At 64.5% G+C, this 26,506-nt stretch carries 28 protein-coding genes; 15 read left to right on the plus strand and 13 right to left on the minus strand.

Features of this window, described 5'->3' with window-relative positions:
• The first annotated feature begins 25 nt into the window (after positions 1-25).
• Together Har1129_RS06625 and Har1129_RS06630 are read left to right on the plus strand one after the other, a co-directional pair.
• Positions 26-295: a DUF5827 family protein gene (locus tag Har1129_RS06625; RefSeq protein WP_370455395.1), complete on the plus strand. Its 270-nt coding sequence runs from the start codon at positions 26-28 to the stop codon at positions 293-295.
• Positions 292-1,116, plus strand: coding sequence for an ATPase (locus tag Har1129_RS06630; protein WP_151099944.1), 825 nt, complete (start codon positions 292-294; stop codon positions 1,114-1,116). Before Har1129_RS06625 ends, Har1129_RS06630 begins: the two co-directional genes overlap by 4 nt.
• A gap of 21 nt (positions 1,117-1,137) precedes the next feature.
• Here Har1129_RS06630 and Har1129_RS06635 read toward each other — a convergent pair whose 3' ends face one another.
• Positions 1,138-1,713: an MBL fold metallo-hydrolase gene (locus Har1129_RS06635; protein ID WP_151099945.1), complete on the minus strand. Its 576-nt coding sequence runs from the start codon at positions 1,711-1,713 to the stop codon at positions 1,138-1,140.
• 122 nt (positions 1,714-1,835) lie between these two features.
• Between Har1129_RS06635 and Har1129_RS06640 the strand changes: the two genes are divergently transcribed.
• The 5 genes from Har1129_RS06640 to Har1129_RS06655 all read left to right on the plus strand — a co-directional run bounded on the left by Har1129_RS06640 (position 1,836) and on the right by Har1129_RS06655 (position 4,745).
• Positions 1,836-2,420, plus strand: a complete 585-nt coding sequence (locus tag Har1129_RS06640; protein WP_151099946.1) for a response regulator transcription factor — start codon at positions 1,836-1,838, stop codon at positions 2,418-2,420.
• Positions 2,421-2,430: 10 nt separating this feature from the next.
• Complete coding sequence (locus Har1129_RS06645) at positions 2,431-3,090, plus strand: ATPase domain-containing protein (protein ID WP_151099947.1); 660 nt, start codon at positions 2,431-2,433, stop codon at positions 3,088-3,090.
• 82 nt (positions 3,091-3,172) lie between these two features.
• The gene (gene thyX, locus Har1129_RS06650; protein WP_151099948.1) at positions 3,173-3,916 is read left to right on the plus strand and encodes an FAD-dependent thymidylate synthase; all 744 of its coding nucleotides are present in this window, start codon (positions 3,173-3,175) and stop codon (positions 3,914-3,916) included.
• Between the two features lie 198 nt (positions 3,917-4,114).
• Positions 4,115-4,288 (plus strand): hypothetical protein, encoded by a 174-nt coding sequence (locus Har1129_RS20485; RefSeq protein WP_191906200.1) that lies wholly within the window; start codon positions 4,115-4,117, stop codon positions 4,286-4,288.
• Positions 4,289-4,340: 52 nt separating this feature from the next.
• Positions 4,341-4,745 (plus strand): translation initiation factor IF-2 subunit beta, encoded by a 405-nt coding sequence (locus Har1129_RS06655; RefSeq protein ID WP_151099949.1) that lies wholly within the window; start codon positions 4,341-4,343, stop codon positions 4,743-4,745.
• Here Har1129_RS06655 and Har1129_RS06660 read toward each other — a convergent pair whose 3' ends face one another.
• From Har1129_RS06660 to Har1129_RS06670, 3 genes are all read right to left on the minus strand, one after another.
• Positions 4,746-4,925, minus strand: coding sequence for a hypothetical protein (locus Har1129_RS06660; protein WP_004515550.1), 180 nt, complete (start codon positions 4,923-4,925; stop codon positions 4,746-4,748).
• A 73-nt stretch (positions 4,926-4,998) separates the two neighbouring features.
• Positions 4,999-5,967: a transcription initiation factor IIB family protein gene (locus Har1129_RS06665; protein ID WP_151099950.1), complete on the minus strand. Its 969-nt coding sequence runs from the start codon at positions 5,965-5,967 to the stop codon at positions 4,999-5,001.
• Positions 5,968-6,623: 656 nt separating this feature from the next.
• Complete coding sequence (locus tag Har1129_RS06670; RefSeq protein WP_151099951.1) at positions 6,624-6,908, minus strand: DUF357 domain-containing protein; 285 nt, start codon at positions 6,906-6,908, stop codon at positions 6,624-6,626.
• A gap of 101 nt (positions 6,909-7,009) precedes the next feature.
• On the opposite strand from Har1129_RS06670, the gene Har1129_RS06675 reads away from it, so the two are divergent.
• The gene (locus Har1129_RS06675; protein ID WP_151099952.1) at positions 7,010-8,059 is read left to right on the plus strand and encodes an NAD(P)/FAD-dependent oxidoreductase; all 1,050 of its coding nucleotides are present in this window, start codon (positions 7,010-7,012) and stop codon (positions 8,057-8,059) included.
• Positions 8,060-8,125: 66 nt separating this feature from the next.
• On the plus strand, positions 8,126-8,413 hold the full coding sequence (locus Har1129_RS06680) for a hypothetical protein (RefSeq protein WP_008308882.1): 288 nt from the start codon (positions 8,126-8,128) through the stop codon (positions 8,411-8,413).
• 21 nt (positions 8,414-8,434) lie between these two features.
• On the opposite strand, the gene Har1129_RS06685 is transcribed toward Har1129_RS06680, so the two are convergent.
• Both Har1129_RS06685 and Har1129_RS06690 read right to left on the minus strand, forming a co-directional pair.
• Complete coding sequence (locus Har1129_RS06685) at positions 8,435-9,094, minus strand: 2,5-diamino-6-(ribosylamino)-4(3H)-pyrimidinone 5'-phosphate reductase (RefSeq protein ID WP_151099953.1); 660 nt, start codon at positions 9,092-9,094, stop codon at positions 8,435-8,437.
• 44 nt (positions 9,095-9,138) lie between these two features.
• Positions 9,139-9,597, minus strand: a complete 459-nt coding sequence (locus Har1129_RS06690) for a hypothetical protein (RefSeq protein WP_151099954.1) — start codon at positions 9,595-9,597, stop codon at positions 9,139-9,141.
• 243 nt (positions 9,598-9,840) lie between these two features.
• On the opposite strand from Har1129_RS06690, the gene Har1129_RS06695 reads away from it, so the two are divergent.
• From Har1129_RS06695 to Har1129_RS06705, 3 genes are all read left to right on the plus strand, one after another.
• Positions 9,841-11,121, plus strand: a complete 1,281-nt coding sequence (locus Har1129_RS06695; RefSeq protein ID WP_151099955.1) for a Single-stranded DNA binding protein — start codon at positions 9,841-9,843, stop codon at positions 11,119-11,121.
• Positions 11,118-12,848, plus strand: a complete 1,731-nt coding sequence (locus tag Har1129_RS06700; RefSeq protein WP_151099956.1) for a hypothetical protein — start codon at positions 11,118-11,120, stop codon at positions 12,846-12,848. The genes Har1129_RS06695 and Har1129_RS06700 overlap by 4 nt, the downstream gene beginning before the upstream one ends.
• Positions 12,849-12,934: 86 nt before the next feature.
• A complete protein-coding gene (locus Har1129_RS06705) occupies positions 12,935-13,684 on the plus strand; it encodes a metallophosphoesterase (protein ID WP_151099957.1) in 750 nt (249 codons plus the stop codon).
• A 19-nt stretch (positions 13,685-13,703) separates the two neighbouring features.
• Here the strand turns inward: Har1129_RS06705 and Har1129_RS06710 are convergent, their stop codons facing one another.
• Positions 13,704-14,552: a class 1 fructose-bisphosphatase gene (locus tag Har1129_RS06710; RefSeq protein ID WP_151099958.1), complete on the minus strand. Its 849-nt coding sequence runs from the start codon at positions 14,550-14,552 to the stop codon at positions 13,704-13,706.
• A 174-nt stretch (positions 14,553-14,726) separates the two neighbouring features.
• Between Har1129_RS06710 and Har1129_RS06715 the strand changes: the two genes are divergently transcribed.
• A complete protein-coding gene (locus tag Har1129_RS06715; protein ID WP_151099959.1) occupies positions 14,727-17,561 on the plus strand; it encodes a DEAD/DEAH box helicase in 2,835 nt (944 codons plus the stop codon).
• Positions 17,562-17,584: 23 nt separating this feature from the next.
• Here Har1129_RS06715 and Har1129_RS06720 read toward each other — a convergent pair whose 3' ends face one another.
• Together Har1129_RS06720 and Har1129_RS06725 are read right to left on the minus strand one after the other, a co-directional pair.
• A complete protein-coding gene (locus Har1129_RS06720; protein ID WP_151099960.1) occupies positions 17,585-18,322 on the minus strand; it encodes a sporulation protein in 738 nt (245 codons plus the stop codon).
• Positions 18,323-18,496: 174 nt separating this feature from the next.
• Positions 18,497-19,633, minus strand: coding sequence for a PAS domain-containing protein (locus tag Har1129_RS06725; protein ID WP_151099961.1), 1,137 nt, complete (start codon positions 19,631-19,633; stop codon positions 18,497-18,499).
• A 200-nt stretch (positions 19,634-19,833) separates the two neighbouring features.
• Between Har1129_RS06725 and Har1129_RS06730 the strand changes: the two genes are divergently transcribed.
• Both Har1129_RS06730 and Har1129_RS06735 read left to right on the plus strand, forming a co-directional pair.
• Entirely contained in the window at positions 19,834-20,442 is a 609-nt protein-coding gene (locus tag Har1129_RS06730) for a zinc ribbon domain-containing protein (protein ID WP_151099962.1), read from the plus strand.
• 35 nt (positions 20,443-20,477) lie between these two features.
• A complete protein-coding gene (locus Har1129_RS06735; RefSeq protein WP_151099963.1) occupies positions 20,478-22,235 on the plus strand; it encodes a DNA mismatch repair protein in 1,758 nt (585 codons plus the stop codon).
• Positions 22,236-22,382: 147 nt separating this feature from the next.
• On the opposite strand, the gene Har1129_RS06740 is transcribed toward Har1129_RS06735, so the two are convergent.
• The 4 genes from Har1129_RS06740 to Har1129_RS06750 all read right to left on the minus strand — a co-directional run bounded on the left by Har1129_RS06740 (position 22,383) and on the right by Har1129_RS06750 (position 26,505).
• Entirely contained in the window at positions 22,383-22,694 is a 312-nt protein-coding gene (locus Har1129_RS06740; protein WP_151102104.1) for a hypothetical protein, read from the minus strand.
• A 358-nt stretch (positions 22,695-23,052) separates the two neighbouring features.
• Complete coding sequence (locus Har1129_RS20490) at positions 23,053-23,223, minus strand: hypothetical protein (RefSeq protein WP_191906132.1); 171 nt, start codon at positions 23,221-23,223, stop codon at positions 23,053-23,055.
• 130 nt (positions 23,224-23,353) lie between these two features.
• On the minus strand, positions 23,354-25,735 hold the full coding sequence (locus Har1129_RS06745) for a cation-translocating P-type ATPase (protein ID WP_151102105.1): 2,382 nt from the start codon (positions 25,733-25,735) through the stop codon (positions 23,354-23,356).
• Positions 25,732-26,505, minus strand: a complete 774-nt coding sequence (locus tag Har1129_RS06750) for a sulfite exporter TauE/SafE family protein (RefSeq protein ID WP_151099964.1) — start codon at positions 26,503-26,505, stop codon at positions 25,732-25,734. Before Har1129_RS06750 ends, Har1129_RS06745 begins: the two co-directional genes overlap by 4 nt.
• Between the last annotated feature and the right edge of the window lies 1 nt (position 26,506).

Raw genomic sequence — 26,506 nt, forward strand, 5'->3', positions numbered from 1 at the left:
CCACTCGCTCGGCATACCGGCGGGTATGCCTGTCGACAAGCAGGAGTTCGACGAGATACTGTCGTTCGAGCTCCACGAACCCGCAGACATTCTCGACCCCGACAAACTGTACACTATCCCGGAACTGGCTCGCATCCTGCAGGGCCTCCCGGCAGACGCCGAACTCAGCGAGGCCAACGAGTCGGTGTTCATCGACTGGGCGATTCCGTGGATGATCTTCAATCAGGACGACCTCGTGATTGCCGACCCGCAGAACGACGATGTCGTCGGACTGTACGGCCTCGCCGAGTCATGAAACTGCTCGTCGCCGGCAGTGACCGGGTCGACGCGGGCAAGACCACGTTCAGCGTCGGCCTGCTTTCCCGGACCAGCGCACAGGGGTTCAAGCCCAGAGCGGGCAACAACTACTGGTTCGACCACGACGACTTCGAACGGGCGACAAGCGAGGGGCGGCTGTACGGCAAGGACGCCAAGCGCCTCGCCGCCGCATCCCCGGGTGACGTAGTGCCCGAAGAGATCAACCCGATCCATCGGCTGTGGCATCCCTCGCCGGGGGCCGAGACGGGCCTGCTCGGCAAGGAAAACCAGCAGTTCGTCGTCGACCGTGTCGGCCGTCCGAGCTCCGAAACCGGTATCGAGTACGTCGTCAACGGGACCGTCGACTTGCCGGAGTCCGTTTCCGACCGGCTCCCGCTCGCCAACGCACCGCGAGTTACCTCAATCGCGGATTTCAACGACCTGATGCGGGTGATGCACGTCGAAGCACTGGATTCGGTCGCCGCGGACATCGAAGCGGCAGACCGGGCGGTCGTCGAATCGTACGGCGACGTGGCCCGGCCGCTGTCGGGCATCGAACCGGACGCCGTGGCCGTCGTCGAACCGGGCCGGGCTCGTATCTACGACGGCGACCGGTACAGCAAGGCCTGTCAAATCGCTACTGGCGGCCCCGGCGACGGCCAACTGGAGGAACGGGTGCCAAACGTCGTCGACCTCATCGAACAGGTCGGGGCGGTGCGGCTACCGGCACTCGACAGCGACCAGCGCAGCGACCCGGCGGCTGTCGCGGACGCGTACGGCCACGCGTACGACGCACTGCTTGCCTGTGCGTTCGACTGAAACTGTGCGCTCAGCGCGATCTCAGAACTTCGCGGCCTGCAACGCCAGTTCGATGTCCTGATACGGCGCGTCGGTGACACTCGGTCCGTGGCCGGTGTGCATCTCCTGTAAGTCCTCGGCAACAACCGACAGCACCCGCTCGATGCTGCCGACGAGCAGGTCGCGGTCGCCCTCTTCGAGATCGGTCCGGCCGAAGCTGCCATTGGCGAACACGAGATCACCGGCGAACAGGACGCCGGCGTCTGCCGAGTAGAAGCAGAGGTGGTCGTTCTTGTGGCCGGGTGTGTGCAGCGCCCGGTAGTCGTGGTCGCCCAACTGTATCGTCCCGTCGTCGGCGATAGCGTGCTCGACGCCGTCCTGCTCAGTGTCGTAGCCGTACACCGGAACATCGAAGGCGTCGACGACGCTGTCGAGGTTCTCGACGTGGTCGTAGTGGGTGTGGGTGACGGCAACAGCGTCGATATCGTCGACGTGTTCTTCGACAGCCGACACCACGTCGAACTCGTTGCCGACATCGACCAGCACGGTTCGGTCCCCGGTGACGAGGAACACGTTGCTCGTGAAGGCCTGCTGTCCACGGGCGAGATTTCGAATCATTACCCGTCTATTTGCCGTCATCCCGGATGTGGGTATCGTTCTGTCACCGGCCGAAACGCGCTGCACGCCCGCACCCACAGGGCTATGTACGTGGATATGCAAACGGGGGATAGTAGAACATTATGTCAGATTCGGACCTACCTGTGGTACTTATCGTCGAAGACGAACCAGATGTTGCCGAGACGTACAAACTGTGGCTGCAACAGGAGTACGAGGTCCGCATGGCACAGAACGGCGACGAGGGCCTAGAGCAACTGGACGCGACTGTCGACGTGGTGCTGCTCGACCGGATGATGCCCGGACTTTCCGGAGACGAAGTACTCGAACGCATTCGCGAGCGTGATCTTGGCTGTCGGGTGGCGATGGTCACCGCTGTCGAGCCGGATTTCGATATTCTGGAGATGGGCTTCGACGCGTACCTCTCGAAACCGATTCGGAGCGAACAGCTCCACGAGACGGTCGACAATCTGCTCGACCGCTCCGAGTACGACTCTCTGCTGCAGGAGTACTACGCACTCGTCGAGAAGCAGGCGACGCTCGAGGCGACGAAATCGAGCGCGGAACTGGCGGAGAGCGACCAGTACGACGAACTGACCCAGAGAGTCGCGGAGATGCGAGACGACCTCTCGGACACACTCGGTGGCATCGAAGACGACTCCGATTTCATCGCAACGCTTCGCGGACTGAGCGACGATGAAGACAACTGAGCGACAAACAATGTATGATCTCACCTCAGTACTAGAGTTCGATGCGCTCAGTGAGGTCCGGCCAGGGTCCAGCATCCTGATCTCCGGCCCAGCAATGAGCGGGAAGGACCGACTCGCATACGATATTCTCGCCGACGGTCTGCGCGAGGGGGACGGCGCAGTGGTCGTGACGACCGGTGACGGCGCGGGCAGCGTCGTCGAGGAGTTCCGGTCGCTTGTGCCCGACCTCAACGACTCCCAGCTCGGCGTCATCGACTGCCGTGGCGAGGGTGGCACGGACGAGGACGCAATCGGGAACGCCCACGTCCATCACGTTTCCTCCCCCGGCGACCTCACCGGTATCGGTATCGGCATCACGAAGGCGCTGGAGGGGCTGCACAACGCCGGCAACGAACAGGGCCGTCTGGCTCTCGTGTCGCTGTCGACGATGCTGACCTACACGGACAAGAAGACCGTGTTCAAGTTCTGTCACGTACTGTCATCGCGGCTGGACTCCGCGGGCTACATCGGTGTGTTCACCATCGACTCGGGAGCCCACGACGACCAGACGCTGCAGGTCATCAAGCAGGCCTTCGACGGGATGATCGACGTGCGCGACGCCGAGGGCGGCGGCCGCGAAGCCCGCGTGCTCGGACTGGCTGGCGAGCCAACTGATTGGCAGGATATCTGATTACGTCGCCATCCACAGGCGGTCCGAACCCCGTGTCGGTCCGGGAAGGAAGTATTTTGCCGCTCCGGGACACCCACCCGATATGGACGTAAAGCTGCTCGAAGCGACAGACGACCCCGAGGATCTCATCTGCAAGGCAGCACGCAACGACTACAGCGACACCTCCGTCGGCAGCCAGTCGTTCGAGGCGACGATGGCTGAGGTCGACGGCGATACTCTTGATGACAAAAAGGAGACGCTCATCGGACATCTGCTCGACCACGGCCACTTCGGCCCCTTCGAACACGCGCAGGCGACGTTTGCCGTCGAAGGTGTCTCACGGTCCTGTATGGCCCAGATTACTCGTCACCGACACGTCTCATTCGACGTGCAGTCGATGCGGTACGTCTCCTTCGACGACGTCGACCCCGAAGCCGTCCGTGAAGGTGAGCTGGTCGTGACACCGCCATCCGCGATAGATCCGGATTGGGTCGGCCGGAACCAGCAGAAAGCGAGCGTCTCCGAGGCTGAGTTCGAGAAACGAACGGAGATATTCAAAGACACCATCGAGCAGGCGGTCGAATCGTATCAGGACCTGCTCGACCTCGGAATGCCGCCGGAGGATGCCCGCTTCGTGCTGCCAATCGGGACCAAGGTAAACATCGTGATGTCGATGAACGCCCGGATGCTGATGCACGTCGCGGATATGCGAGCCGCAGCGGACGCACAGTGGGAGATTCGGGAGATGACCGAGGAGATGCTTGATCTGGCGGCCGACTGGTGCCCCAAGACCTTCGAGTACTACGAGCGAGAGATGAAGGGACGCAAGAACCGACTCGCTCCCTGACAGTTCCGAGGCTTTACGCGGCGGTTCGGGGCGACGGTCTCCGGCCGCTGGCGTCGACAATTGTTGAATCGACCTTGATACTCACAAAGGCAATACCGAGACACGAGTCGTTTTGTTGCGTAAACAGTCGAAGCCCAGAGTATCAAAAGACGAAACGAGTACGACACATTCATTACCGCACATCCTAGATGAACAATCGTGTCTTACGAGGTTGAACGTCCCACCCGTCGGTCGGGAACTGCGTCTGATGTGATGTGTGCTGTCGACGATGTCGACGGCCAGCGGCGGTTCGTCATCGCCGATATTGCCCACGATGACACTTGGATTTCGATGGTAGCGGACGAGACCTGTACACTTACGGCCTGGCGATAGCGGACGACCACCGGCTGAAAAGTTTTTGTTGACTGCTCTGTGACGTACGAGTATGGAATACGACGACATGCTTGACCGGGCGATGGAAGAGACGCCAGAGATCGACGGCACGAGCGAGCGGTTTGAGGTCCCCGATCCGGACGTCCGGCAGGAAGGCAACGTCACTGTCTACGAGAACTTCCAGTCGACGTGTTCCCGACTCGGACGCGAGGACGAGCATGTAATGAAGTTCCTCCAGAACGACCTCGGAACGAGTGGGCACATCGACGAAAGCGGGCGGGCGCGACTGACTGGCGAGTTCGACGCCGACCGCATCGGGGCATCCGTCGACGAGTACGTCGACGAGTTCGTGCTCTGCTCTGAGTGTGGGCTGCCGGACACGCAACTAGAACGGGAGCAGGGGGCGCTGTTGCTCCGCTGTGAGGCGTGTGGCGCACGCTCGGCGACGAGCGAGTAGTTACTGTAGCCCTTTCAGCGTCTGCAAGTCGTTTTCCGTGCGGGTGAAAACGGCGAGCCGATGGCTCGCGTGACAGTTCGGACAGTGAAACGTGGTGTCGTGTCGCGGCAGGTCCGTCGGCGTCGACTCCCAGTCTTTCTTACACTCAGGACAGAGCAATCGCACGTACGCTTCCTCCATGTATGTTACTCACACACATATCCAATCATAAAAAGCCTTGGCGTCTCCCCAGTAGTCTGCCTTCACCCGGACATCAGGCCGGAAGGTCCTCGGCTTCAAGGAGTTCCTTGTACCGGTTTCGGATGGTCACTTCGGAGATATCAGCGACGTCGCTGACCTGACTCTGTGTGACTTTCTCGTTGGTCAGCAATGCGGCGGCGTAGACGGCCGCGGCGGCGATACCGACCGGGGATTTCCCGGAAAGCATCCCCGACTGGCGGGCACCTTCGACGAGGTCCCGGGCCTGTCGCTGGGTCTCCTCGCTAAGTCCGAGGTCCGAGATGAACCGCGGGAGGTAGTGTTCCGGGTCCGCCGGCTGGACCTCGAGGCTGAGTTCCCGGACGATGTACCGGTAGGTCCGTGTGAGCTCCATCTTCTCGACGCGGGAGACACGGGCCATCTCGTCCAGTGACCGGGGATTCCCAGCCATTCGAGCGGCCGCGTACAGCGCGGCGGTCGCGACGCCCTCGATCGAGCGGCCGGGAAGGAGGTCATCACCGAGCGCGCGGCGGTAGATGACGCTGGACGTCTCGCGGACGTTCTGGGGGAGTCCCAGCGCGGACGCCATGCGGTCGATTTCGCCCAGCGCTTGTTTGAGATTTCGCTCTTTGGAGTCACGGGTCCGGAACCGCTCGTTCCACGTGCGGAGTCGCTGCATCTTCTGGCGCTGCTCGCTGGAGAGGGAGCGCCCATAGGCGTCCTTGTTCTGCCAGCCGATGTTAGTCGAGAGCCCTTTGTCGTGCATCATGTTCGTCGTCGGTGCGCCGACGCGGGACTTGCGGTCCTTCTCTGCGGAATTAAACGCACGCCATTCCGGCCCGTGGTCGATCTCGTCTTCTTCGACGACCAGTCCACAGTCCTCACAGACTGTTTCACCGTGTTCGGTGTCCGTAACGACGCTCCCGCTACATTCGGGGCAGTTCTCTACAGCCTCCTGCTCTGTCGATTCAGTCAGTTGCTCGTCTCGTTTTCGTGTGCTTGTCCGCGTTGTTGATTCACTCATGATTTGAAGTCCTGTTCTGCCGGGTGCAGAAATATTAAGACGTTTTGGGGAAACTGTCTTACCCTATAGTTAGTCCGTAAAGTATATAAATCTTTCGGCGATTTTCGGCAGGAACCACGGGACTGCGGCGTGATACGAGATGACATGGCTCCCAATAGGGGTACATAACATTGGTGGTCATTGCTGCCTGCCATGCATAACAAATAATTGAGGGACTGCAGTGCCGTGTGGCTCCGTCGGTGCACCGCCGAACGACCGGACCCCGTCCTGCTACAGCCGCCTCGGATCGGTCGGGAGCAACAAGCGAATCCCGGAGTTACCGGATCAGCGAGAGCCACAGTGTGGTTCCGCACATCGTGGGGGAGTGATGGGATATAAAAAACGATGTTACCAGTTAACATTATTTAGGTATTATTACGTACTATATACGTACAGTGACAACAGCATCTATTCATCAGAGGGGCCAGCGAGCGATCAATCGACGCTGATTCCGGCCAGAAACACCGGCCCACCCGGCCCGGTATCGCGACGACCGTGGTTGCACGGCCAGCGACAGGAGCAGCGTGTTACAATAGCACAGCGACCTGCGGGTCAAACACGTAGTAGACGGCAGAATCCGCTATCAGCACCCAGTGGCGGACGGTCAGTCCGTGGTTTCAGACAGTGAACAAGTGCCCCTCAGTCGGAACATCGAAGAGTCCGACCCGTGCGCCCGCATCCAGCCACGCGTGCCCGTACGAGAACGACGCGAGAGCGTTGACCAGATCGTCGTCGTCCATGAAATGGCGACCGTCCGCCAGATACGACGCCGCCATCTCCTCGCACTCTAGGGCGGCGTCGTGCATCGGCGTCCCTTCAGGTGGCGCGACAGATGCCGCATCGAGTGCGTCCGCAAGCAGTCCTTCATAACGGTCAGTCTTCTCTTCGATATCGGCGGCCATACCCCAAGCAAACCTCGGGAGCGGCCTAAGCGTGTCGTCACAGTTCGAGTTCGGCGCACGACAACACAAGCTAAATACGGCCCGGTAGTCTAACTTGGCTAATGACAGAATCGGTCGAACACCGACGACTCATCGTCGCTGGCACGGGCGCAGCGGGACTGACAGCGGCCATCTATGCCGCCAGAAGCAACAACGACCCACTCGTTCTAGAAGGCGATGAACCGGGCGGGCAGCTCACGCTGACCAGCGAAGTCGAGAACTTCCCCGGCTTCCCAGAGGGGCTCTCCGGACCGGATCTCATCAACAACATGAAGGAGCAGGCCGAACGGTTCGGCGCTGAACTCGAACACGGTATCGTCGCCGACATCGACGACAGTGAGCGACCGTTCCGCGTGGAACTGTCCAACGGCGATGTCTACACCTGCGACGCTTTCATCGCCGCCTCCGGAGCCAGTGCCCGTACACTGGGCGTTCCGGGTGAGGACGACCTGATGGGCTACGGCGTCTCGACGTGTGCGACCTGCGACGGCGCGTTCTTCCGCGGCGAGGACATGCTCGTCGTCGGCGGCGGCGACGCAGCTATGGAGGAAGCGCATTTCCTCACGAAGTTCGCCGACACCGTCTACATCGCACACCGCCGCGAGGAGTTCCGCGCCGAGGACTACTGGATCGACCGCGTCCAGCAGAAGGTCGACGAGGGTGAGATCGAGATTATGCGGAACACCGAACTGCTGGAAATGCACGGTTCCCCCGAGGATGGCGTCGATCACGTCACTCTCGCACAGAACGACGAGGGCCATCCCAGCGAGAAACTCGACGACTCCGACACCGAAACCTTCGACTTCGACGTGGGCGCCGTCTTTATCGCCATCGGCCACACGCCAAACACCAACTACCTCGAAGACACCGGCGTCGAACTCGACGACACCGGCTACATCCAGACCCACGGCGGTACCGGCGGCGACCAGACCGCCACTGACGTCGACGGTATCTTCGGTGCTGGCGACGTTGTCGACTACCACTACCAGCAGGCCGTCACCGCCGCCGGGATGGGCTGTAAGGCTGCCATCGACGCCGACGAGTACCTCGAATCACAGGCCGAAGCCGCTGCCGAGGCGGAGTCCGAAGCCGCCGCGGAAGCCGACGACTAGCGCACCTGTTTCTGCGGTCGTCCCCACATCCACAGACCCTTTAGGATAGCCCCCGGAGTCAATGACATGGCAACTGACACTGTCACGCTGACTATCGACGACGGCGAGGAGAGCGACGAACTCACAGTCCCGAGCGAACTCGTGGACATCCTCCGAGAGTCACCGGACGAGACGGACCCGCAGGTCGTCGGCGATATCGCGATGTTCGGCATGACCCAGCGGATTCACAGCGCGGTCCACCACGCGCAGGGCGAACCGGACGAACAGATCGTCGCGCTCGAAGAGGAGACAAGCGAACTGTTCGAGGAGCGCTTCGGCCAGTCCTTCGCCGAGCTGACCGGTCACGACCACTAATTTCGCCGACCGTCGCAGGTTCTAAAACTGCCAGTGAAGTAACACGCCGTCATCGACCTGTTCGACGCCGGCCAGCTCCGGCTCCGGAAAGTCCTCGATGAAGCCGTCGCCGTCGGCTAGCGTCGGCGCGTCCCGGCCACCGATGACCTTCGGACCGATGTAGACGAACAGCTCATCGACCAGCGCCTCTTCGAGGAGGCCGAAGATGAGTTCCCCGCCGCCTTCGACCATGAGCTGGTCGATACCGTCACCCTCCAGTTTCGCGAGCGTCGTTGTGAGGTCGACACGGTCCTCGCCGGCGGCGATGACGTACGCGCCGGCCTCTTCCATCTCCTCGATGAAATCGGGCGGCGCGGCTTCACTGACGAGGAGGTAGGTCTGGGCGCGGCCGTCCAGCACTGTGGCGTCCGGTGGCGTTCGGATGCGGGAGTCGGCGACGACGCGCGCGGGATTTTCGGGGTCGCCGCGGTCGGTCCGGGCAGCGCGGCGGTCGGCGTCGTCGACGGTCAGTGAAGGATCGTCGGCGAGGATCGTGCCCACACCGACCATCACCGCGTCGCTGTCGGCGCGAAGCTGGTCGACGCGGTCGAAGTCGTCCGGGCCGGAGATAGCGATCTGTTCGCGGCGGCGAGAAGAGAGCTTCCCGTCGACACTCATGGCGGCGTTGACGACGACGTGCATACTCGTTCGTGCCGGTGACCGACCAAACGGCTTTTGGGTTACGCTCAGGTGGTGGGCGTCTCAGGGCGCTTCGAGAGCTTCCGGACATCGAGCTTCTTGACTGTGCTGTCGGCAGTTTTCAGCGTCAGCACCGTCTTTTTCAGTACCAGTTCCTCGACATCGAGCGTTGTTTCGCTGGTCCAGCCCCGGAGCCTGACCATCCCTTCCTCGTCGATTTCGAGGAACGTGCGAGGCTTGCGCTGAGAGCCCATCGTCCACTCCTCGTCGCCGACGGAGAGTTCCTGCCCGCCGCTTTGCGACCAGCGGAACACGCAGGCGAACTGCTCGCGGGGTTCGTCACCGCGGTCGTGGTCGACGCGGGTCCACTGCTCGAAGTCGACGCCGAAATGGGCGGCCCACAGTTCCAGATACTCGAAATCGAACTTCTTCTTGCCGCCGCTGTCTCGCCCGCTCCGCCAGATGACGTGGGCTTCCGACGGCTTCGATCCGAACATACTGCCCATCGTCAGGCACCCGCGAGGTTGCGCCTATTATTAATGTCGATATCGCCGATCCCAACTAACCGAGAATCCCCAATAGCGGATTTTTTGACCGTCTGAAACGTTCCAACACAGTCAGCGCCCATACCGTGAGAGATTACAGTATCATAAATAAGAATTGTGGGCGATTTTGCCCTGCTGTGAATGACTGTGACACGCACGGCTGGCCGAAAACGCTTTTGAGTGCTCCCACCGAACCGTCGGTCGATGTCTCTCGAAGACCATGCCGAGGAGCTCGCCTCCGACCTCGGTGTTGACAAAGAGGAGGTCACACGCGACTTGGAAAACCTCGTCAACTACTCCGTCCCGATGGACGAGGCCAAGCAGAGCCTCAGACGGAAGTACGGCGATGGCAGCTCCGGCAACGACGGAACGCCGTCGAGCAAGGCCATCAGCGAGGTCTCGACCGACGACTCGAACGTGACAGTCACCGCCGTGGTGCTCACGTCGGGTCGCCGGTCCATCCAGTACAACGGGGAACAGCACGTCATCCGCGAGGGCGAACTCGCCGACGAGACGGGGAAGATATCCTACACAGCTTGGGACGGTTTCTCCGGAGACCTCCAGCCGGGCCAGACCGTCCGGCTCGGCAACGCCGGCGTCCGCGAGTGGGACGGCCGGCCGGAGCTCAATCTGGGCGACAGCACCGACCCCGAGGTCGTCGACGAAACCCTCGACATCGACTACGATGTCGGTGGCCGCGCTGCGCTGCAGGACCTCGCACCGGGCGACCGCGGTATCACTGTCGAGGTGCAAGTACTGGAGTGCGAGCAGAAGGTCATCGACGGCCGCGACGGCGAGACGACGATTCTCAGCGGCGTCCTCGGCGACGAGAGCGGCCGGCTCCCCTTTACTGACTGGGAACCCCACGATGAAATCGAGGAGGGCGCATCCGTGCGCCTCGAAGAGACGTTCGTCCGCGAGTTCCGTGGCGCACCATCGGTGAACGTCTCCGAGTTCTCAGCAGTGACCGCGCTGGACCGCACGGTCGAGGTGGCCGAAGACGCGCCGCGGCTGTCGATCCGCGGGGCCGTCGAGAGCGGCGGCCTGTTCGACGTGGAGCTGGCCGGCAACGTCATCGAGGTGCGGGACGGCTCCGGTCTCATCGAGCGCTGTCCCGAGTGTGGCCGCGTCGTCCAGAACGGCCAGTGCCGCTCTCACGGCGCTGTCGAGGGCGAGGACGACCTGCGGACGAAAGCCATTCTCGACGATGGAACCGACACCGTCACCGCGGTACTTGACGACGAGCTGACTGCCCGAGTGTACGGCGGTGACCTCGACGACGCCCGCGAGCACGCCCGCGACGCGATGGATAAAGAGGTGGTCGCTGACCGCATCGCCGACCGCATCGTCGGCCGCGAGTACGTCGTCCGCGGGTCACTGTCGGTCGACGAGTACGGCGCGAACCTCACTGCCTCGACCTTTACCGAGGCCGACGACGACCCGGCGACGCGTGCGCAGGCCCTGCTACAGGAGGCGGACACATGAGCGAGTCCGGAGACAGCGGCCCCGGCCGCCGGGAGGTCGCCCATCGGCTGTTCGCCGCGGAGTTCGACGACGCCGACTTCTCCTACTCCGAGTCCGACGAGGAGCGTGCGCCGAACTACGTCGTCACGCCGACCGGCGCGCGGGTCAACCGCCTGTTCCTCGTCGGCGTCCTCACCGAACTCGAACAGGTCAACGACGACGTGCTGCGCGCCCGTGTCGTGGACCCGACCGGCCCGTTCGTCATCTACGCTGGCCAGTACCAGCCCGACGAGCTGGCGTTCCTCGAAGCCGCGGACCCGCCGATGTTCGTCGCCGTCACGGGCAAGGCCCGCACCTTCCAGCCCGACGACAGTGACCGGGTGTTCACCTCGGTCCGACCCGAAAGCATCAGCGAAGTCGACGCGGACACGCGGGACCGCTGGGTCGTCCAAGCCGCCGAGCAGACCGTCTCGCGCATCGGACAGATGGCCAGCGCGAAACAGACCGGTCTGGCCGGGGACGAACTCCGCGTTGCGTTGCTTGATCAGGGCATCGACGAGAGCGCGGCGGCCGGCATCACGCTCGCGCTGGACCACTACGGCACGACCGGCGACTACCTCGACGCGCTCCGAACGACAGCCCTCGACGCCGCTCGCGTTGTTTCCGGTGACACGGACGAAGCGGCAGGGCTGTCGCTGTCACCGGACGACGGGGCCGACGACCCGATTCCGCTGCTTGCCTCCCTCGACCTCGATACTGACGAGTCCACCCCGGAGACGACGGGCGAAGAAAGCGACGCGACAGCCGAATCTGGGTCGCCATCGAAGACAACGACCGCCGACGCGGAAGCGACCGAATCGACGGAAGACGAGGATGCCGATGCGGCTCAGGCGGGTGCGCCCGCGGACGCCGCCGACGCCGAGCCCGCGCCCGACTCGCCCGGCGCACCCGCCGGCGACGAGTCCCCCGGGCCGACTGCCGATGCGGCCACCACCGACGCCCCGGCAGAAACCCCAGACACCGCGGCCGATGCCGGAGCCGACGAGACGACCGCCGGTGACGACGGACCCACAACGCCCACATCGAGCGAGCCCGTGGACGAATCTCCGGCATCGAGCGAGCCGGCGATAGACACCGATTCGACGGGAGAAGACGAGCCGGAACCGTCATCCGAACCCGACAACGGCGACGACCTCGGCGACTTCGACACCGAATTCGAACTGGATGACGGCGAGCGCGAGGAAATCGAACAAGAGTACGGCACTGACTTCCAGAGCGGGACCGAAGTCGATGAGCCCGGCGAGGCCGGCATCGAAACGCCGGACCCAGAAGACCTTGCTGACGCGGCACAGGCGGGTGCGCCCGCGGACGCCGCCGACGCCGAGCCCGCGCCCGACTCGCCCGGCGCACCCGCCGGCGACGAGTCCCCCGAGCCGACTGCCGATGCGGCCACCACCGACGCCCCGGCAGAAACCCCAGACACCGCGACCGATGCCGGAGCCGACGAGACGACCGCTGGCGAGTCCGCCGGTGACGACGCGCCCGCTGAGGACGTTGATATCGAAGACGCCGTCATGGAGGTCATGGACGAACTCGACGACGGCAGCGGCGCCGACCGCGAGGAACTGCTGGCGGCGGTCGTCGACCGCTACGGGGCTGACGCCGACGCGGTGGACAACGCCATTCAGGACGCCCTGATGGGCGGTCGGTGTTACGAGCCCGACGACGGCAAGCTCACGCCGATATAACACGAACAGCGGTTCACAGCCGGTTCCGAGAGCGACCGGGAACCGAGCCGCGGTGCTTTTCTCGCCAGACAGCCAACACAGGAGCGATGCGTGTCGAACCGCTTCCCGACGTTCCAGCGGCTACCGTTGACACCGACGGGGAGCGACTGCTGGCGGTGGCCGACTACCACGCTGGCATCGAGGCGGGGCTCAGATACGAGGGCGTTGAACTCCAGTCGGCCGCCGAGGACCGCCGTGAACGACTGCTGGAGTGTCTGGACCGCGCCCGGGCCGACCGGCTAGTGGTCGTCGGCGATCTGGGCCACGCCATCGGCGACCCCTTCGAGGACGAACGGGCGGAATTCCAAGCACTGTTCGACACCCTCGATGTGCCTGTGACACTGGTGAAAGGGAACCACGACGGCAGTCTGGAGCCGGTCCTGTCTGACCTCAACGCCGATATCGAGGTGACGCCGGGACATGGCACCCGTATCGGTGCTGTCGGGTTCGCCCATGGCCACACTTGGCCTTCGCCGGACGTGCTCGACGCCGATGTCGTCTGTGTCGGCCACGAACATCCGGTCGTCCGGTTGGAAGACAGTGTCGGCGGCACTCAGAAGGAGCGGGCTTGGCTCCGCGGCTCGCTCGTTGCCGGCCCCTTCGCCGAGCAGTTCGACCAGCCGGTCGAGGACACACCGGATATCGTCGTCTTCCCGGCGTTTAACGACCGCTCCGGGGGGACGTGGGTCAACGTCGACGGGCAGGAATTTCTGGCTCCGTTCCTGCCAGAGGGCATGACAGATGTCGAGGCGTTCCTGCTCGATGGCACGCGGTTGGGGGCCTACCGGCAGGTCTGACCCGGATGTCCGTCTCCGCCTAGACTTCCGAGAGCGCCGTTTCGAGCTCGTCGACCAGTTCGGTATTACCGAGGAACGTGGGCGTCCGGTCGTGGATGCCGTCCGGTTCGACGTCAAGCAAGGACTGGGAGCCGTCGCTGGAAGCCCCGCCGGCCGCCTCGACGAGGTACGCGAGCGGCGCTGATTCGAAGTGGACTCGAAGCTTGCCGTTTGGATACCCCGTCGTCTCGGGATAGCCGAACAGCCCGCCATACTCGAGCACCTGAGCCAGATCGGCGACGGTCGCGCCGCCGTAACGGAGCTTCAGGTCCCGCTCGAACGACTGCGCGATATCATTGAATGCATCGCTTCGCTCGCCGGTCTTGCCCGCTAATCCGACCACCGTCGCCTCCGCCGGCAGTTCGAACTGCCCCCAGCGCTCGCTGTGACCGTCTCGGAGGAGGTGTTCCTGAACGACCTCGCGGTCGGACCGTGCAATAGTCAGCGTCGTGTATGGGCCGTACAGCACCATCAGCGACGCGACCATTTCCCGGCCTGCCGCGGGCAGCTCAGCGTCGTAGACTCCGATTATCGTCCCTACGGAGTTGTTCGAGGCGAGGTTCGAGGAGCCATCGAGCGGATCGATAGCGATGCTGTAGCCCTCACCACAGTCGACCACGTCGCTACGCTCCTCGCTCGCATATGCGCCGATACCGTCGATATACGCGAGGGCGTCGAAAAACAGGTCGTCGGCCCACACGTCACCACCGACCTGTTGCTCCCCGCTTGGGTTCTCGCCGGCCGATCTGTTGGCGTAGTTCGCCAGATTGCCGCTGACATAATGCGCCGTATCCTTCACCGCCCGTTCGATCTCATCGAGCGTGTTCACAGGCCATCACCGGCCGCAGTTGCACAGGCGTCAGTCATAGTTCCACATATTCCGGGGCAGCGACATAAGGCTGTACCCGTCTCCCTCACAACGCTCGCAGGCTCTGATTACCGACGGCGTACGAGAGGGGGTGACACAACGTGTTTAACCCGGTGTAGTCGCTAGTGAGAGGCGATGACTGACGGGGTCGCTCGCGGCGATGACGCCTTCACTGCGCTCGGACCAGCCGTCCGCAGTGCGCTCTCCGAGCGTGGCTTCACGACACCGACCGACCCCCAGCGGAAGGCGATTCCGGCCTTAGCCGACGGGCAGGACGCGCTGGTGGTCGCCCCCACCGGAACAGGAAAGACGGAGACGGCGATGTTGCCGGTCTTCGACGCGCTGGCCGAATCTGAGGACCGCTTTGGCATCGGCGCGCTGTACATCACGCCGCTTCGGGCGCTCAACCGCGATATGCGCCAGCGACTCGACTGGTGGGGGGAGACGCTAGGGCTGGAGGTGGACGTTCGCCACGGCGACACGACGGACTACCAGCGCCAGAAGCAGGCCAACGACCCGCCTGACGTGCTCGTGACCACGCCCGAGACGCTGCAAGCGATGCTCACCGGGTCGAAGCTCCGGACGGCGCTCGAAGACGTGGAACATATCGTCATCGACGAGGTTCACGAACTCGCCGCGGCCAAGCGCGGCGCACAGCTGACAGTCGGCCTCGAACGGCTCCGGGAGCTGTCCGGGCAATTCCAGCGGATCGGCCTCTCGGCGACCGTCGGCGACCCCCACGAGGTCGGCCGGTTTCTCACCGGTGGCCGGACGTGTGCCATCAGAGAGGTGGACATCGGCAGCCGGCTCGACATCGAGGTGGTCCGTCCCCAGATCACCGACCGCGACGAGGAACTGTCGAGCGCGCTTGTCACCGACGCCAGCACCGCGAGCCACGTCCGCTACATCGCGGACCTGATAGACGACCACGAGTCCGTTCTGCTGTTCGTCAACACCCGCCAGACCGCCGAGGCACTGGGCTCGCGGTTCAAGGAACTCGGGACCGACCTCGGCGTCCACCACGGCTCGCTGTCGAAAGAAGCGCGGATCGACGTGGAGGACCGCTTCAAGGCCGGCGACCTCGACGCGCTGCTGTGTACGTCTTCGATGGAACTGGGCATCGACGTGGGCCACGTCGACCACGTCGTCCAGTACGGCAGCCCCCGGCAGGTGTCCCGCCTCGTCCAGCGGGTCGGCCGTGCCGGCCACCGCCGCGACCTCGTGTCTTCGGGCACAGTCGTCACCACCGACACCGACGACACGCTGGAGGCGCTGGCGATAGCGAGACAGGCCGAAGCTGGCGATGTCGAGCCGGCAGAAATCCACGACGGGAGCCTCGACACGGTCGCCAACCAAATCGCCGGGCTGGTGATGGACACCGGCGAAATCCGGGCGATGCGGGCCTTCGAGATACTGACCCGGGCGTACCCGTTCCGAGATCTCGACGAGGCCCAGTTCAAGCAAGTGATCGAGGAACTCGCGGCGAACAACGTCATCTGGCTCGACGAAGGGAAAGACACACTGGAGAAGCGCCGCGGCACGTGGCAGTACTTCTATCAGAACCTCTCGATGATCCCAGACGAGGCCACCTACGACGTGGAAGACGTGGCTTCGGGCCAGCAGGTCGGAACCCTCGACGAGAAGTTCGTCGTCAACTTCGCCACGCCCGGCGAGGTGTTCGTCCAGCGCGGGGAGATGTGGCGCATCACGAACATCGACGAAGAGGAGGAGGTCGTGACTGTCTCGCCTATCGAGGACCCCGCCGGCGAGGTCCCATCGTGGGTCGGTCAGGAAATTCCGGTCCCGAGGGCCGTCGCCGCGGAGGTCGGCGAACTCCGCCGCGTGGCTGGCCGACAGTTACAGGACGGTGCGGAAACGGATGCGGTCGCCAGAGATGTGGCGACTCGCTACGCCGCCGGGCCAGAGACCGTCGCTGACGGCCTTTCGCAGGTCGAGAAGCACGAGGGACCGATTCCCGACGACACGACGGTCGTGGTGGAGTTCCACGGCCGGGAGGTCATCGTCAACGCCTGCTACGGCCACAAGATCAACGAGACACTGGGACGAGTCCTCTCGGCGCTGCTCGGCCAGCGGGCTGGCTCGTCGGTCGCGATGGACGTCGACCCCTACCGGATTACGCTGGAGGTCCCACGGCGTATCACCGCCGGCGACGTCATCGAGGTCATCGAGGACACTGACCCCGACCACCTCCCGGCGCTGATCGAACTCAGCCTCAAGAACGCCGACGCGCTGAAGTTCAAACTCGCACAGGTCGCGACGAAGTTCGGCTCGCTCAAACGCTGGCGCGGCCGTGGCTCGACTGACTTCGGCCGCGACCGTCTGCTGGCCGCGCTGGAGGACACGCCGATGTACGATGAGGCCCTGCGCGAGGTGCGCCACGAAGACCTCGCCATCGAGGCGACAGCCGACCTCCTCCGGGACATCCAGAGCGGTGACGTAGCCCTCGAAACGGTGGGCGAGCACACGCCCATCGGGACCGGCGGCAGTTCCTCCGGGCGGGAACTCCTCTCGCCGGAGAACGCCGACGCCAGCGTCATCAAGACCGTCAAGGAGCGGATTCAGAGCGACCGCGTCATCCTCATGTGCCTGCACTGTAAGGACTGGGACCGGAAACAGCAGGTCAAGCGGGTGCGCGACCAGCCGTCGTGTCCGCAGTGTGGATCGACTCGCATCGCCGCGCTGAATCCTTGGGCCGAAGAAGTCGTCTCGGCGGTTCGGACCGACACCAAGGACGAGGAGCAGGAGAAGATGACCGAGCGGGCCTATCGCTCGGGCTCGTTGGTCCAGAGCCACGGGAAGCGGGCGGTAGTCGCGCTGGCCGCCCGCGGCGTCGGGCCGCACAACGCCGCCCGCATCATCAACCGCCTCCGAGAGGACGAAGACGAGTTCTACCGCGATATCCTCCGGCAGGAGCGAGAGTACGCGCGGACACAGTCCTTTTGGGGCTGAGGGCGGCAAAGCACGCCAGAGAACTAACTCAGTTCCCGAATTGCCTCTCCGAGCTGTGACTCGATAGTGTCAGGGTCAGGGGCTTCTATCGTAAGTTTCGTGTGTCGCTCGTCAGCGTCAGTCATCTCCGAGAGCAGTCCGGCACTGCGGTCGACCTCCACGTACACTGTGAGCCCATCGTCGTCGAACACCGGGATGATTTCGACCTCGTCGACCCGGCCGGAGAACTCGCCGCGCTGGGGCCGGAACTCGAACTCCTGAACGAAGTTCGCCGAAGTGGTGAACAGGCTCCCGGCCGTCGCTTCACAGGCCGAGGAATGAAGCGTAAAGCCGAGCGAATCGAGCGCGTCGAACACCGCCTGCGTGCGGTGTGTCGGTTCGACCTCGATGTAATCCTCGTCGCCGGGGTCAACCGCCATTGAGATATCGAGACCCGTCTCGATTTCGACAGCGGTCGAGCGCGTGGTTACCGGCGTCTTCCGGGGAATATCGATAGTGGTCTCGAAGCGACGTTCCTCACCCGCCTCGATAGTGAACGGCTCGGTGAGTTGCCACTGGTCGATGATAGCGTCCTTATATCCCTCGTCGGACTTGTATTCCGTTTCCAGCGCGAAATAGACGGCGTCGATTTCCTGATCCGTCGATCCGCCCTCGACGCGAATCTCGGCATGGACAGAGTCACCGGCTCTGACGGTCTCTGTCGGCAGCACTGTGTCTACTGTGGCCGACCCGATACCGATTCTGGAGAGCACGTCTTTCATTGGTAGTGTGCAATTCGACCGTCATATAGTATAAAGTTCAGGGGAGACCACTGGCGAAAGAATCGCGGAGGCGTGGGCATGCGAATACGTCTGAGCGCAGGAGGGAAGGTCCAGTTGGACGGTCTCACCACTACACAGCCTCTGAGCTGTCGATTTGTGAGAGAAGCATACCGATCAGTCGTCGGACAGAGTCTGCCCGATCATGACGACGCCGGCCGTGTTGCCGTCCAAGTCGGTCAAACAGCGGCCGTGGAACTCATACGTACGGCGGTGACCATCGTCGGTGCGTAGATCGGCCGTGACGGTGGCCCGACCGTGACTGATAGACCGGTCAACCGCGTCGGTGATCGCCTCCCGCTCGGCTTCGGGAAACAGGTCGGTGAGCAGCATCCCTTCGGCTGCCTGCCCGGTGTGGCCTGTGACCGCACCTGCTCGCTCGTTGCAGTGCTCGACGCGACCCTCTGCACCAATGACGAACAGTGGGTCCTCCAGCGCATCGAGCGCATGCTGCATGACTGTACGCTCCTCCAGCAGTTCCTGTTCGCGGTTGTGTCGCTCGGTGATATCAGTAAAGGCGATGACGAGCTGCTCGACTTCGTCGTCCTGAATAATCGGCGTGGCACTGACCACATGGACGACTTCGCCAACCGGATGGGTGAGCGTCACCGTGTACTCAATTGTCTCTCGGGTGGCGACGCATTTCCGATACGCGCCGGCGACTGCCCTGCCGTTCTCGTAGCCAAGCGCCTCCAGCGGGGTTTTGCCGATGAGTTCCGACTCTGCAAGTCCGGTGAACTCAAGCACCCGTGAGTTACATCGTCGGAATCTGAACCCGCCTTCTTCGACATCGACGAGGAGGAGTCCGTTCCGCGTGTTCTCGAAGACAGCGGCGTACTCTTCTTTAGTCTCCTGCAGTTGTTTTTCCGAGCGATACTGCGCGACAACATTATCGATTCGGTTGGCCAAGAGCTCGTACTGCTCGGTCCCGGATTGTTTCTGCAGGTAGTCGGTCGCACCGGCGGAGATGGCGTCACTGGCGACTGCTTCGCTTCCCCGTCCGGTGAATAGAATGAACGGCAGTTTCGAATGTTTTTCTCGGACAGCCCGCAGAAACTCAAGCCCATCCATTTCGGGCATTTCAAAGTCAGAAACGATGCAGTCAGGGAGAGAGCCGTCGAGAGATTGGAGCCCCTCGGCGGCACTTGTGGCAGTCTCGACGGTGAACCGGTCATCTTTTCGTTCGAGCAACTCGGCCGTTAGTTGCGCGAATCCCTGGTCATCATCTACATGTAAAATGCCAACGTCCCCCATATACACTCACAGGGGCGGAATGGATTATTTCTTTCCATGGTTCAGCTCGAACGCGACATCGGGAGAGTCGCTGCAGATGCAGTAATTTAGCCAGCAGGTCGCGCTGCAACGTAGCTATCCCCCGAACTGTTCAGCCGCTTCTGATAGTTGGGACATGAGTTAGCCGGGTCACTCAAACCGCTTGGCCTGCAACGGGACGTATGACCGAGTGGCGCGACGCGTCGGACCCCACCTGCCCGGAGTGTGGCGAGCCGCTGGAGCCGACAGCGATGGCTTGTCCACACTGTGACGCGTCGCTACTTACCGACGAACAGACGGAGATGCTTGATGAGCGTCTGACCGAGACGCTTGAGTCGATGGATTCCGGTGCGCCGACGTGGGCGGTCACGCTCACCGGGCTCTCGCTTGGCATCGCCATTGCGCCGCTCGTGCTGTATGCCGTTGTCATCCTCGTCGGCAATCTCTCGCTTTCCGTTACCGCCGGCGTCCTGCTGGCCGGCTGGCTCGGCCCGGCCGCGTATCTCTCGCGGCTGCGCAACCCCAGCGAGGTACTGGCCCGGGGGCTGTATCTCGTCGTCGCCGGCGTGGCTGTGGTCGTGCTCGCAGTCGGCTACGAAGTCCTCCTGTCGGATGGTCCATCAGTCGTCTCGCAGGAGACTGCACTCGTGTCGCTCGGCCTTGCGATTCCAGCAGCGCTGGGGGCGCTCATCGCGCGCCGCGCGGCTCGGCGAGCCGACCGGCAAGCGCGCGGGGAGCCGGGGCCGCTGCACGACCGCTTCGGTATCGACGACGACGAGCCCGATAACTGAAAACGCCTAAGCGGGCCGCCCGCATCCACCCGTCCATGCGACTGGAGGAGTACTGGGGCATCGGCCCGAAGACGTCCGAACTGCTCACCGCGGAGCTGGGCGTCGAGCGGGCTATCGAGGCCATCGAGTCGGCGGATACACGAGCGCTAACCACGGCTGGCCTCTCCCGGGGGCGCGCAACGCGCATCCTCCGGCGAGCAACCGGAGCCGAGTCGATGGACCTGCTCGCCACCAGAGACACCCGCGACGTGTACAAGGAACTGCTCGACCTCGCCGAGGAATACGCGGTCACGGCGGCTGCGGCCGATAGCATCCGAGTGCTGACGCCGCTGCCGACCCGCGAGGCGATGGACGAGCGGCTGGACGACGTGCTCGAAGCACGGGACACGTGGGCCGGCATCTCCGAAGACGATCAGCGGGCCGTCCTCGATGCGTTCGACGCGTACGACGCCGACGGGGGCGAACTGGCCGCAGTCGACGTGGCGCTCGCGCTTCGAGACACCGGCATCGAACGCGGCGTATTCGAACCGCTTGCGGCCCTCGACGGCGAGACGCTGTCGGCCGGCCGGGCAGCACTCGCCGGCCTCGCGGGCGACGGTGACGCCGTCGGCGAAGGCGCTGACGAGGAACTTGACCGCCTGCGCGACCAACTCGGGCAGATCGAAGACCTCGCAGCGGCGTCGATGGAGGTCGTCGAGGCCGTTCAGGAAGGTGCACGACGGCCCGACGAGTTTCAGGACGCGCTGGTCCGGCACGTCACGAGCGAGACTGGCATCGACGCCGCCAGAGTTCGGGACGCGATGCCACGCGAGGCGACCGACGCGCGAGACTTCGTCGACGTAGCGCTCAGAGAACTCCGAAGTACGCTGCGAAGCGATGTACAGGAGCGAGAGGACGCGGTCGCCGGCCGACTCGAGGACGACCTCGCCGATGCCCGCGAGGACATCGACGCCGCAATCGAAGCGGTAGACGACATCGCGTTTTCCGTGTCACTTGCCCGCTTCGCCATTGCGTTCGATCTCACGCGGCCCACCTTCGTCGAGGATCGCAAAACCATCGCGGTGAAGCGTGCCAGGAACCTCACCATCGCCGAGGTGGAGAGCGTCCAGCCAGTCACCTACGCTATCGGCGACCACACGCTTGATCTCGACCGGGCGAACCAACCACCGAGCGGCGACCGGGTGGCTGTCCTGACCGGCGCGAACTCCGGCGGGAAGACGACTCTGCTGGAGACGCTGTGTCAGGTGCAACTGCTCGCACAGATGGGGCTTCCGGTCCCCGCAGAGGCCGCCGAAGTGGGCATCGTCGACACCGTCGTGTTCCACCGCCGGCACGCCTCGTTCAACGCCGGCGTCCTCGAATCGACGCTGCGCTCGGTCGTGCCGCCACTGACCGAGAGCGACCGGACGCTGATGCTCGTCGACGAGTTCGAGGCCATCACCGAACCCGGCTCCGCCGCCGACCTGCTGCACGGGCTGGTGACGCTGACCGTCGACCGCGACGCACTGGGCGTGTTCGTCACGCACCTCGCGGACGACCTCGAACCCCTGCCCACCGAGGCCCGCGTCGACGGCATCTTCGCCGAGGGACTCAATCAGGACCTCGACCTGCAGGTCGACTATCAGCCCCGCTTCGGGACCGTCGGGAAATCGACGCCGGAGTTCATCGTCTCCCGACTCGTCGCCAACGCGAGCGACCCCGTCGAGCGCAACGGGTTCGAAACGCTCGCCACGGCCGTCGGCGAGGAAGCGGTCCAGCGGACGCTCTCGGACGCGCTCTGGACCGACGAGTAGCGTTACGCCGTGCCGGCGTTTGGCTGTGCTTCGCGGTCGACTGCCTCGGCGACGTTGTCACGCAGTTGGGGACCTGCGCCGAGCGGATACCCAGCTCTAGTTACTGGTTTCGGGAAGGCTGGGAATAGATTAGTTGGAGGGCCGCGCTCACGCGTCACCGGCCACGTCGACGCGGTTGACCGCCATCACGCCGAACCCATCCTGCAGGAGTTCAGTGCGGCCGTCGGCAGTGTTCCGTTCGTCGTTGACCCGCAGCGTCAGCGACACGTCGGCGTCGACCCGGATGTCGGTCCAAGTCGGCCGCACGCTCGTCACGCGGTCGACGGCCACGTCTTCGACGCCGTCGACGGCCGCGAGGACACCGGCGACACCGGCTTCGAGGGTCTCGGACCCGCCACGCGGGACGCGCAGTGATACGTCGGCCGATACCTCGGTCGGGGGAGTCGCCTGCAGCGACATAACGCCGACGGCCGGAGTCGAACCGGGCCCGGAGGGCACTCACCGGTCGAGTCGCGTCGGTCGGGGGCTGCGCGAGGTGTGGCGGGCGCGTACGTCCGGCCCGGAAGGGCCGGTACAGGATTCCCACACCAGAAGGATGGAGAACCCGAGGGCTGGACAGCGAGATAGCAACACGAGACAGTACAGGCTCAGGGGCGAGTGACGGCACACCGACAGGCCACACTGGGCGGTGCAGACCTATCAGACGGAGCCGCCGAGCGGGAGGGAAAGCCCCATCGCTCGACAGTGAGCCGTGCCGAATCGCCGCCGCAGTGCGGCGTCCGTGAGTGGGACGCCGGTCCCACGGCGGCGAACCAGTCTATGGTGCCACGGGCGGAATCTTCACCGAGCGGGTGTCCGCGGCGGCCCGTCCCCCGATAAGGGGTGCATACTCGACCGTAGCGTCGAGGCTACGTTCGATGGCCGACCGCCCGCTGTACAGCCAGCGAGCGAACGACGTTGGCGCGGGAACGGGGATTGCGTAGGTCATGGGTCACCACGTCGGTGAAAGCGACGTATCTACGACCAGAACCGGTGATATATTAAATCTGTTTCAGACGTGGTACCAAATATCAAGCGATTCAGTAATCACTGGCGCGGTATCGAACGACAGCACGGTGTCAGTCGGCCGCCGTCGGTTGCTGTGGCGTCGCCGGTCCCTCAGCGCTCGCCTCGCTGTGTGACGCGGTGCCCGCCAGCGCCCGCGTCGAGTTCCCGACGACGAGCAGGCTACTGGCCGTCATCGCTAGCGCCGCAAACAACGGGTTCAGGACGCCGAACAGCGCCAGCGGGAGCGCCACGGCGTTGTAACAGAACGCCCATGCGAGGTTCTGGCGGACCCGGGTGCGGGTCGCGGCCGTCACCGCGAACACGTCTGGGACGGCCCGTAGGTCGTCCGACGTGACGACCGCGTCGGCCGCGTCGGCGGCCAGCGACGTGCCCGAGGCCATGGCGATGCCGAGGTCAGCGGCCGCGAGCGCGGGGGCGTCGTTGCTCCCGTCGCCGACCATCGCGACGGTCCCGCGGGACTGCAGTCGCTCGACGACTTCGGCTTTCGCCTCCGGTGGAACGCCGGCGAACACCTCGTCGACGCCGTCGTGGCGCTCGAACGGTGCGGCGGCCTCGGGACCGTCGCCGGTGATGACGACGACATCGCGGTCGCGGGCGAGCGTCGAGACGACCGACTCCCAGTTCGGGCGGAGCCTGTCGCCCGCGACGAGGGCGTCCCGCGCCGCGCCGTCCCAACCGACGAGCGCGGGGATGCAGCCGTTCGCGGTCGCGCGCTCACACCGACTCCGGAGGTCGGCCGGCACGTCGAGGCCGAGGTCGTCGAACAGTGCCGGTGACCCGACAGCGACGCGGTCCCCATCGACCGTGGCGCTGACGCCCCGCCCCGGGTGTTGTTCGAACCCGGAGACGGCGGCGTCGGGAACCGGGATGGCGTCGGTCACCGCCTCGGCGACGGGATGGTCCGCGAACTGCTCGACCGCAGCCGCGCGAGCCATCGCCCGCTCGTCGGCCCGCTCCAGCAGTTCCATCTCGCCGGTCGTCAGCGTGCCCGTCTTGTCGAAGGCCACCACGTCTGCGTCGGTCGCCGTTTCGAACACCGCATCGCCGGTGACGACGGTCCCGCCGTCCAGCGCCCGACGGATGCCCGCCGCGGTCGCCAGTGGCGTCGCCAGTCCCAGCGCACAGGGACAGGAGACCACGAGCACTGCCAAGCCGGTCAGCATCGCATCCGTAGGTGTTGCCCCAGCGGCCAGATGCGCGCCGGTGGCAAGAACGGCCAGCACGACCACCAGCGGGACGAAGACGGCGGCAATGCGGTCGACGAGACGCTGAACGCCGCCGCGGGTGCTCTGGACCTCCCACAGCAGGTTCGTGAGGCGGTCGACGGTGCTCTCGGCGTCCGGCCCGACGCGAACGACGACGCCGCCCTGCGTAACCAGCGACCCGCCGATGACTTCGTCGTCGTCCGTTTTTCGGACGGCAAGCGATTCGCCAGTCACGAGCGATTCATCAACGGCAGCGGTCCCCTCGACGACGGTCCCGTCGACGGGGATTCGCTCGCCGGAGCGGACGACGACTTCGTCGCCGGCCGACAGCGCGCCAACGTCGACTTCCTCGTGGCCCCCGTCGGTTCGTCGGCGTGCGCTATCGGCCCGCTGGGTCGTGAACTCCGTGAGGCGGTCCAGCGCGGCCCGCCGGACCCGGTCCTGATAGTAGTCGCCGACTGAGACGGCCATGACGATGACCGTCGCCACGTCGAAGTACACCTCTGTCTGTCCCAAGATGACAGCGACGACGCTGTACAGGAAGGCAGTCACGGCGGCCATCGCCACCAGCAAATCCATGTTCGGCCGGCCGGCACGGAGGCTGACGTACGCCCCGCGAAGCAGCGGCCATCCGGTGTAGCCGACCACGACGCCAGTCATCACAGCCATGTTCCACAGCAGGTAATCCCCCGCTTGCCCGCTCGGGTCGAACAGCAACAGCGACGGGTCGACGCCGAGGTAGGCGGGATAGAGAAAGAGAATGTACCACAGCATCGTCATCATCCCGAAGAAACCGCCAACGATGAGACGCCCCTCCAGTTCGTACTCGTCGTCGGTCTCCGTGGCCTGCAGACTGGCGTCGTAGCCGGTGCCGGCCACCGCGTCCGCGAGGTCCGACTCAGAGAGCGCGTCGGCGTCGTAGGTGAGTTTCATCGTCCCCGTCGGGTAACTGGCGGCCGCGGCAGCGACGCCCTCGTGGTCCGTGGCCCGCGCTTCCAGAAACGTCTCGCAGGTCGCACAGTGCATTCCCTCAACGGAGAGAAAGGCCGTCTCGCCGTCGGCCTCGTCCGGGTCGGGTCCGGTGTCGGCCGCGTCGCGGGTCTCCGTCGCCGGGTCGTCGAGCGTCCGCGCGACTTCCAGACAGCCCCGACAGCAGAACGTCCCCTCGACGGCGTCGTCGCTGACGGGCGCGTCAACCGGCAGGTCACAGAGCGTGCAGGTGGTCACATCCATGGCATCGGCAGGGGTGGTTTCGGGATGGCGATACCGAACGCCGCTAGCCCGTTCGACAGCGGGACGAGCGCGAGCGCGATGAAAACGATACCAAGCACCCGGTGTAGCGTCGCGCGATGGCCCGGCGAGAGCGTCCCGAAGGCGGTCCCGTAGGCGAACACCAGCGGAAACGTCCCGAGGCCGAGCGCGGCCAACGAGAGGCCGCCGGTGAACGCGGAGCCAGTCGCGAACGCGTACAGGAACGCCGGATAGAGCAGCGGGCAGGGGAGCAGGCCGTGCATCGCGCCCAGCGCGACCATTCCCGGACCGTCGACCCACCGGTCGACCCGCTCGACGAGCGACGCGGAGAGGCGCTGGAACAGGTCACCGACCAGCGGCAGCGACCGAGCCACGTCAACGGCGCGACCACGCGAAAGATACCCGAGACCGACGGTGATGATCGCGAGACCGACGAAAACCCCGACGGCTCCCCGGACGACGGTCCCGAGGCGTGCCAGACCGGCGACGTCGTACAGAACGCTGCCAGCAGCGCCAAGTACCGTCCCGACGACCGCATAGCTCAGCGTCCGGCCGGCGTTAAACAGCGCGTGCTGGCGTATCTCGTGGCCGGACACCGGCCCGCCGTCGTCAAGTCTGTCGGCGTAGGTGGTGACTAACGGTCCGCACATTCCGAGGCAGTGGACGCTGCCGACGAGGCCCAGTCCGACGAACGCCGCGAGGCCGGCCGTTTCACCGGAGCTCAGCCCCGCCGTCCCGAACTGCATA

It is taken from the genome of Haloarcula sp. CBA1129, assembly GCF_008729015.1.
Taxonomy (GTDB): Archaea; Halobacteriota; Halobacteria; order Halobacteriales; family Haloarculaceae; genus Haloarcula.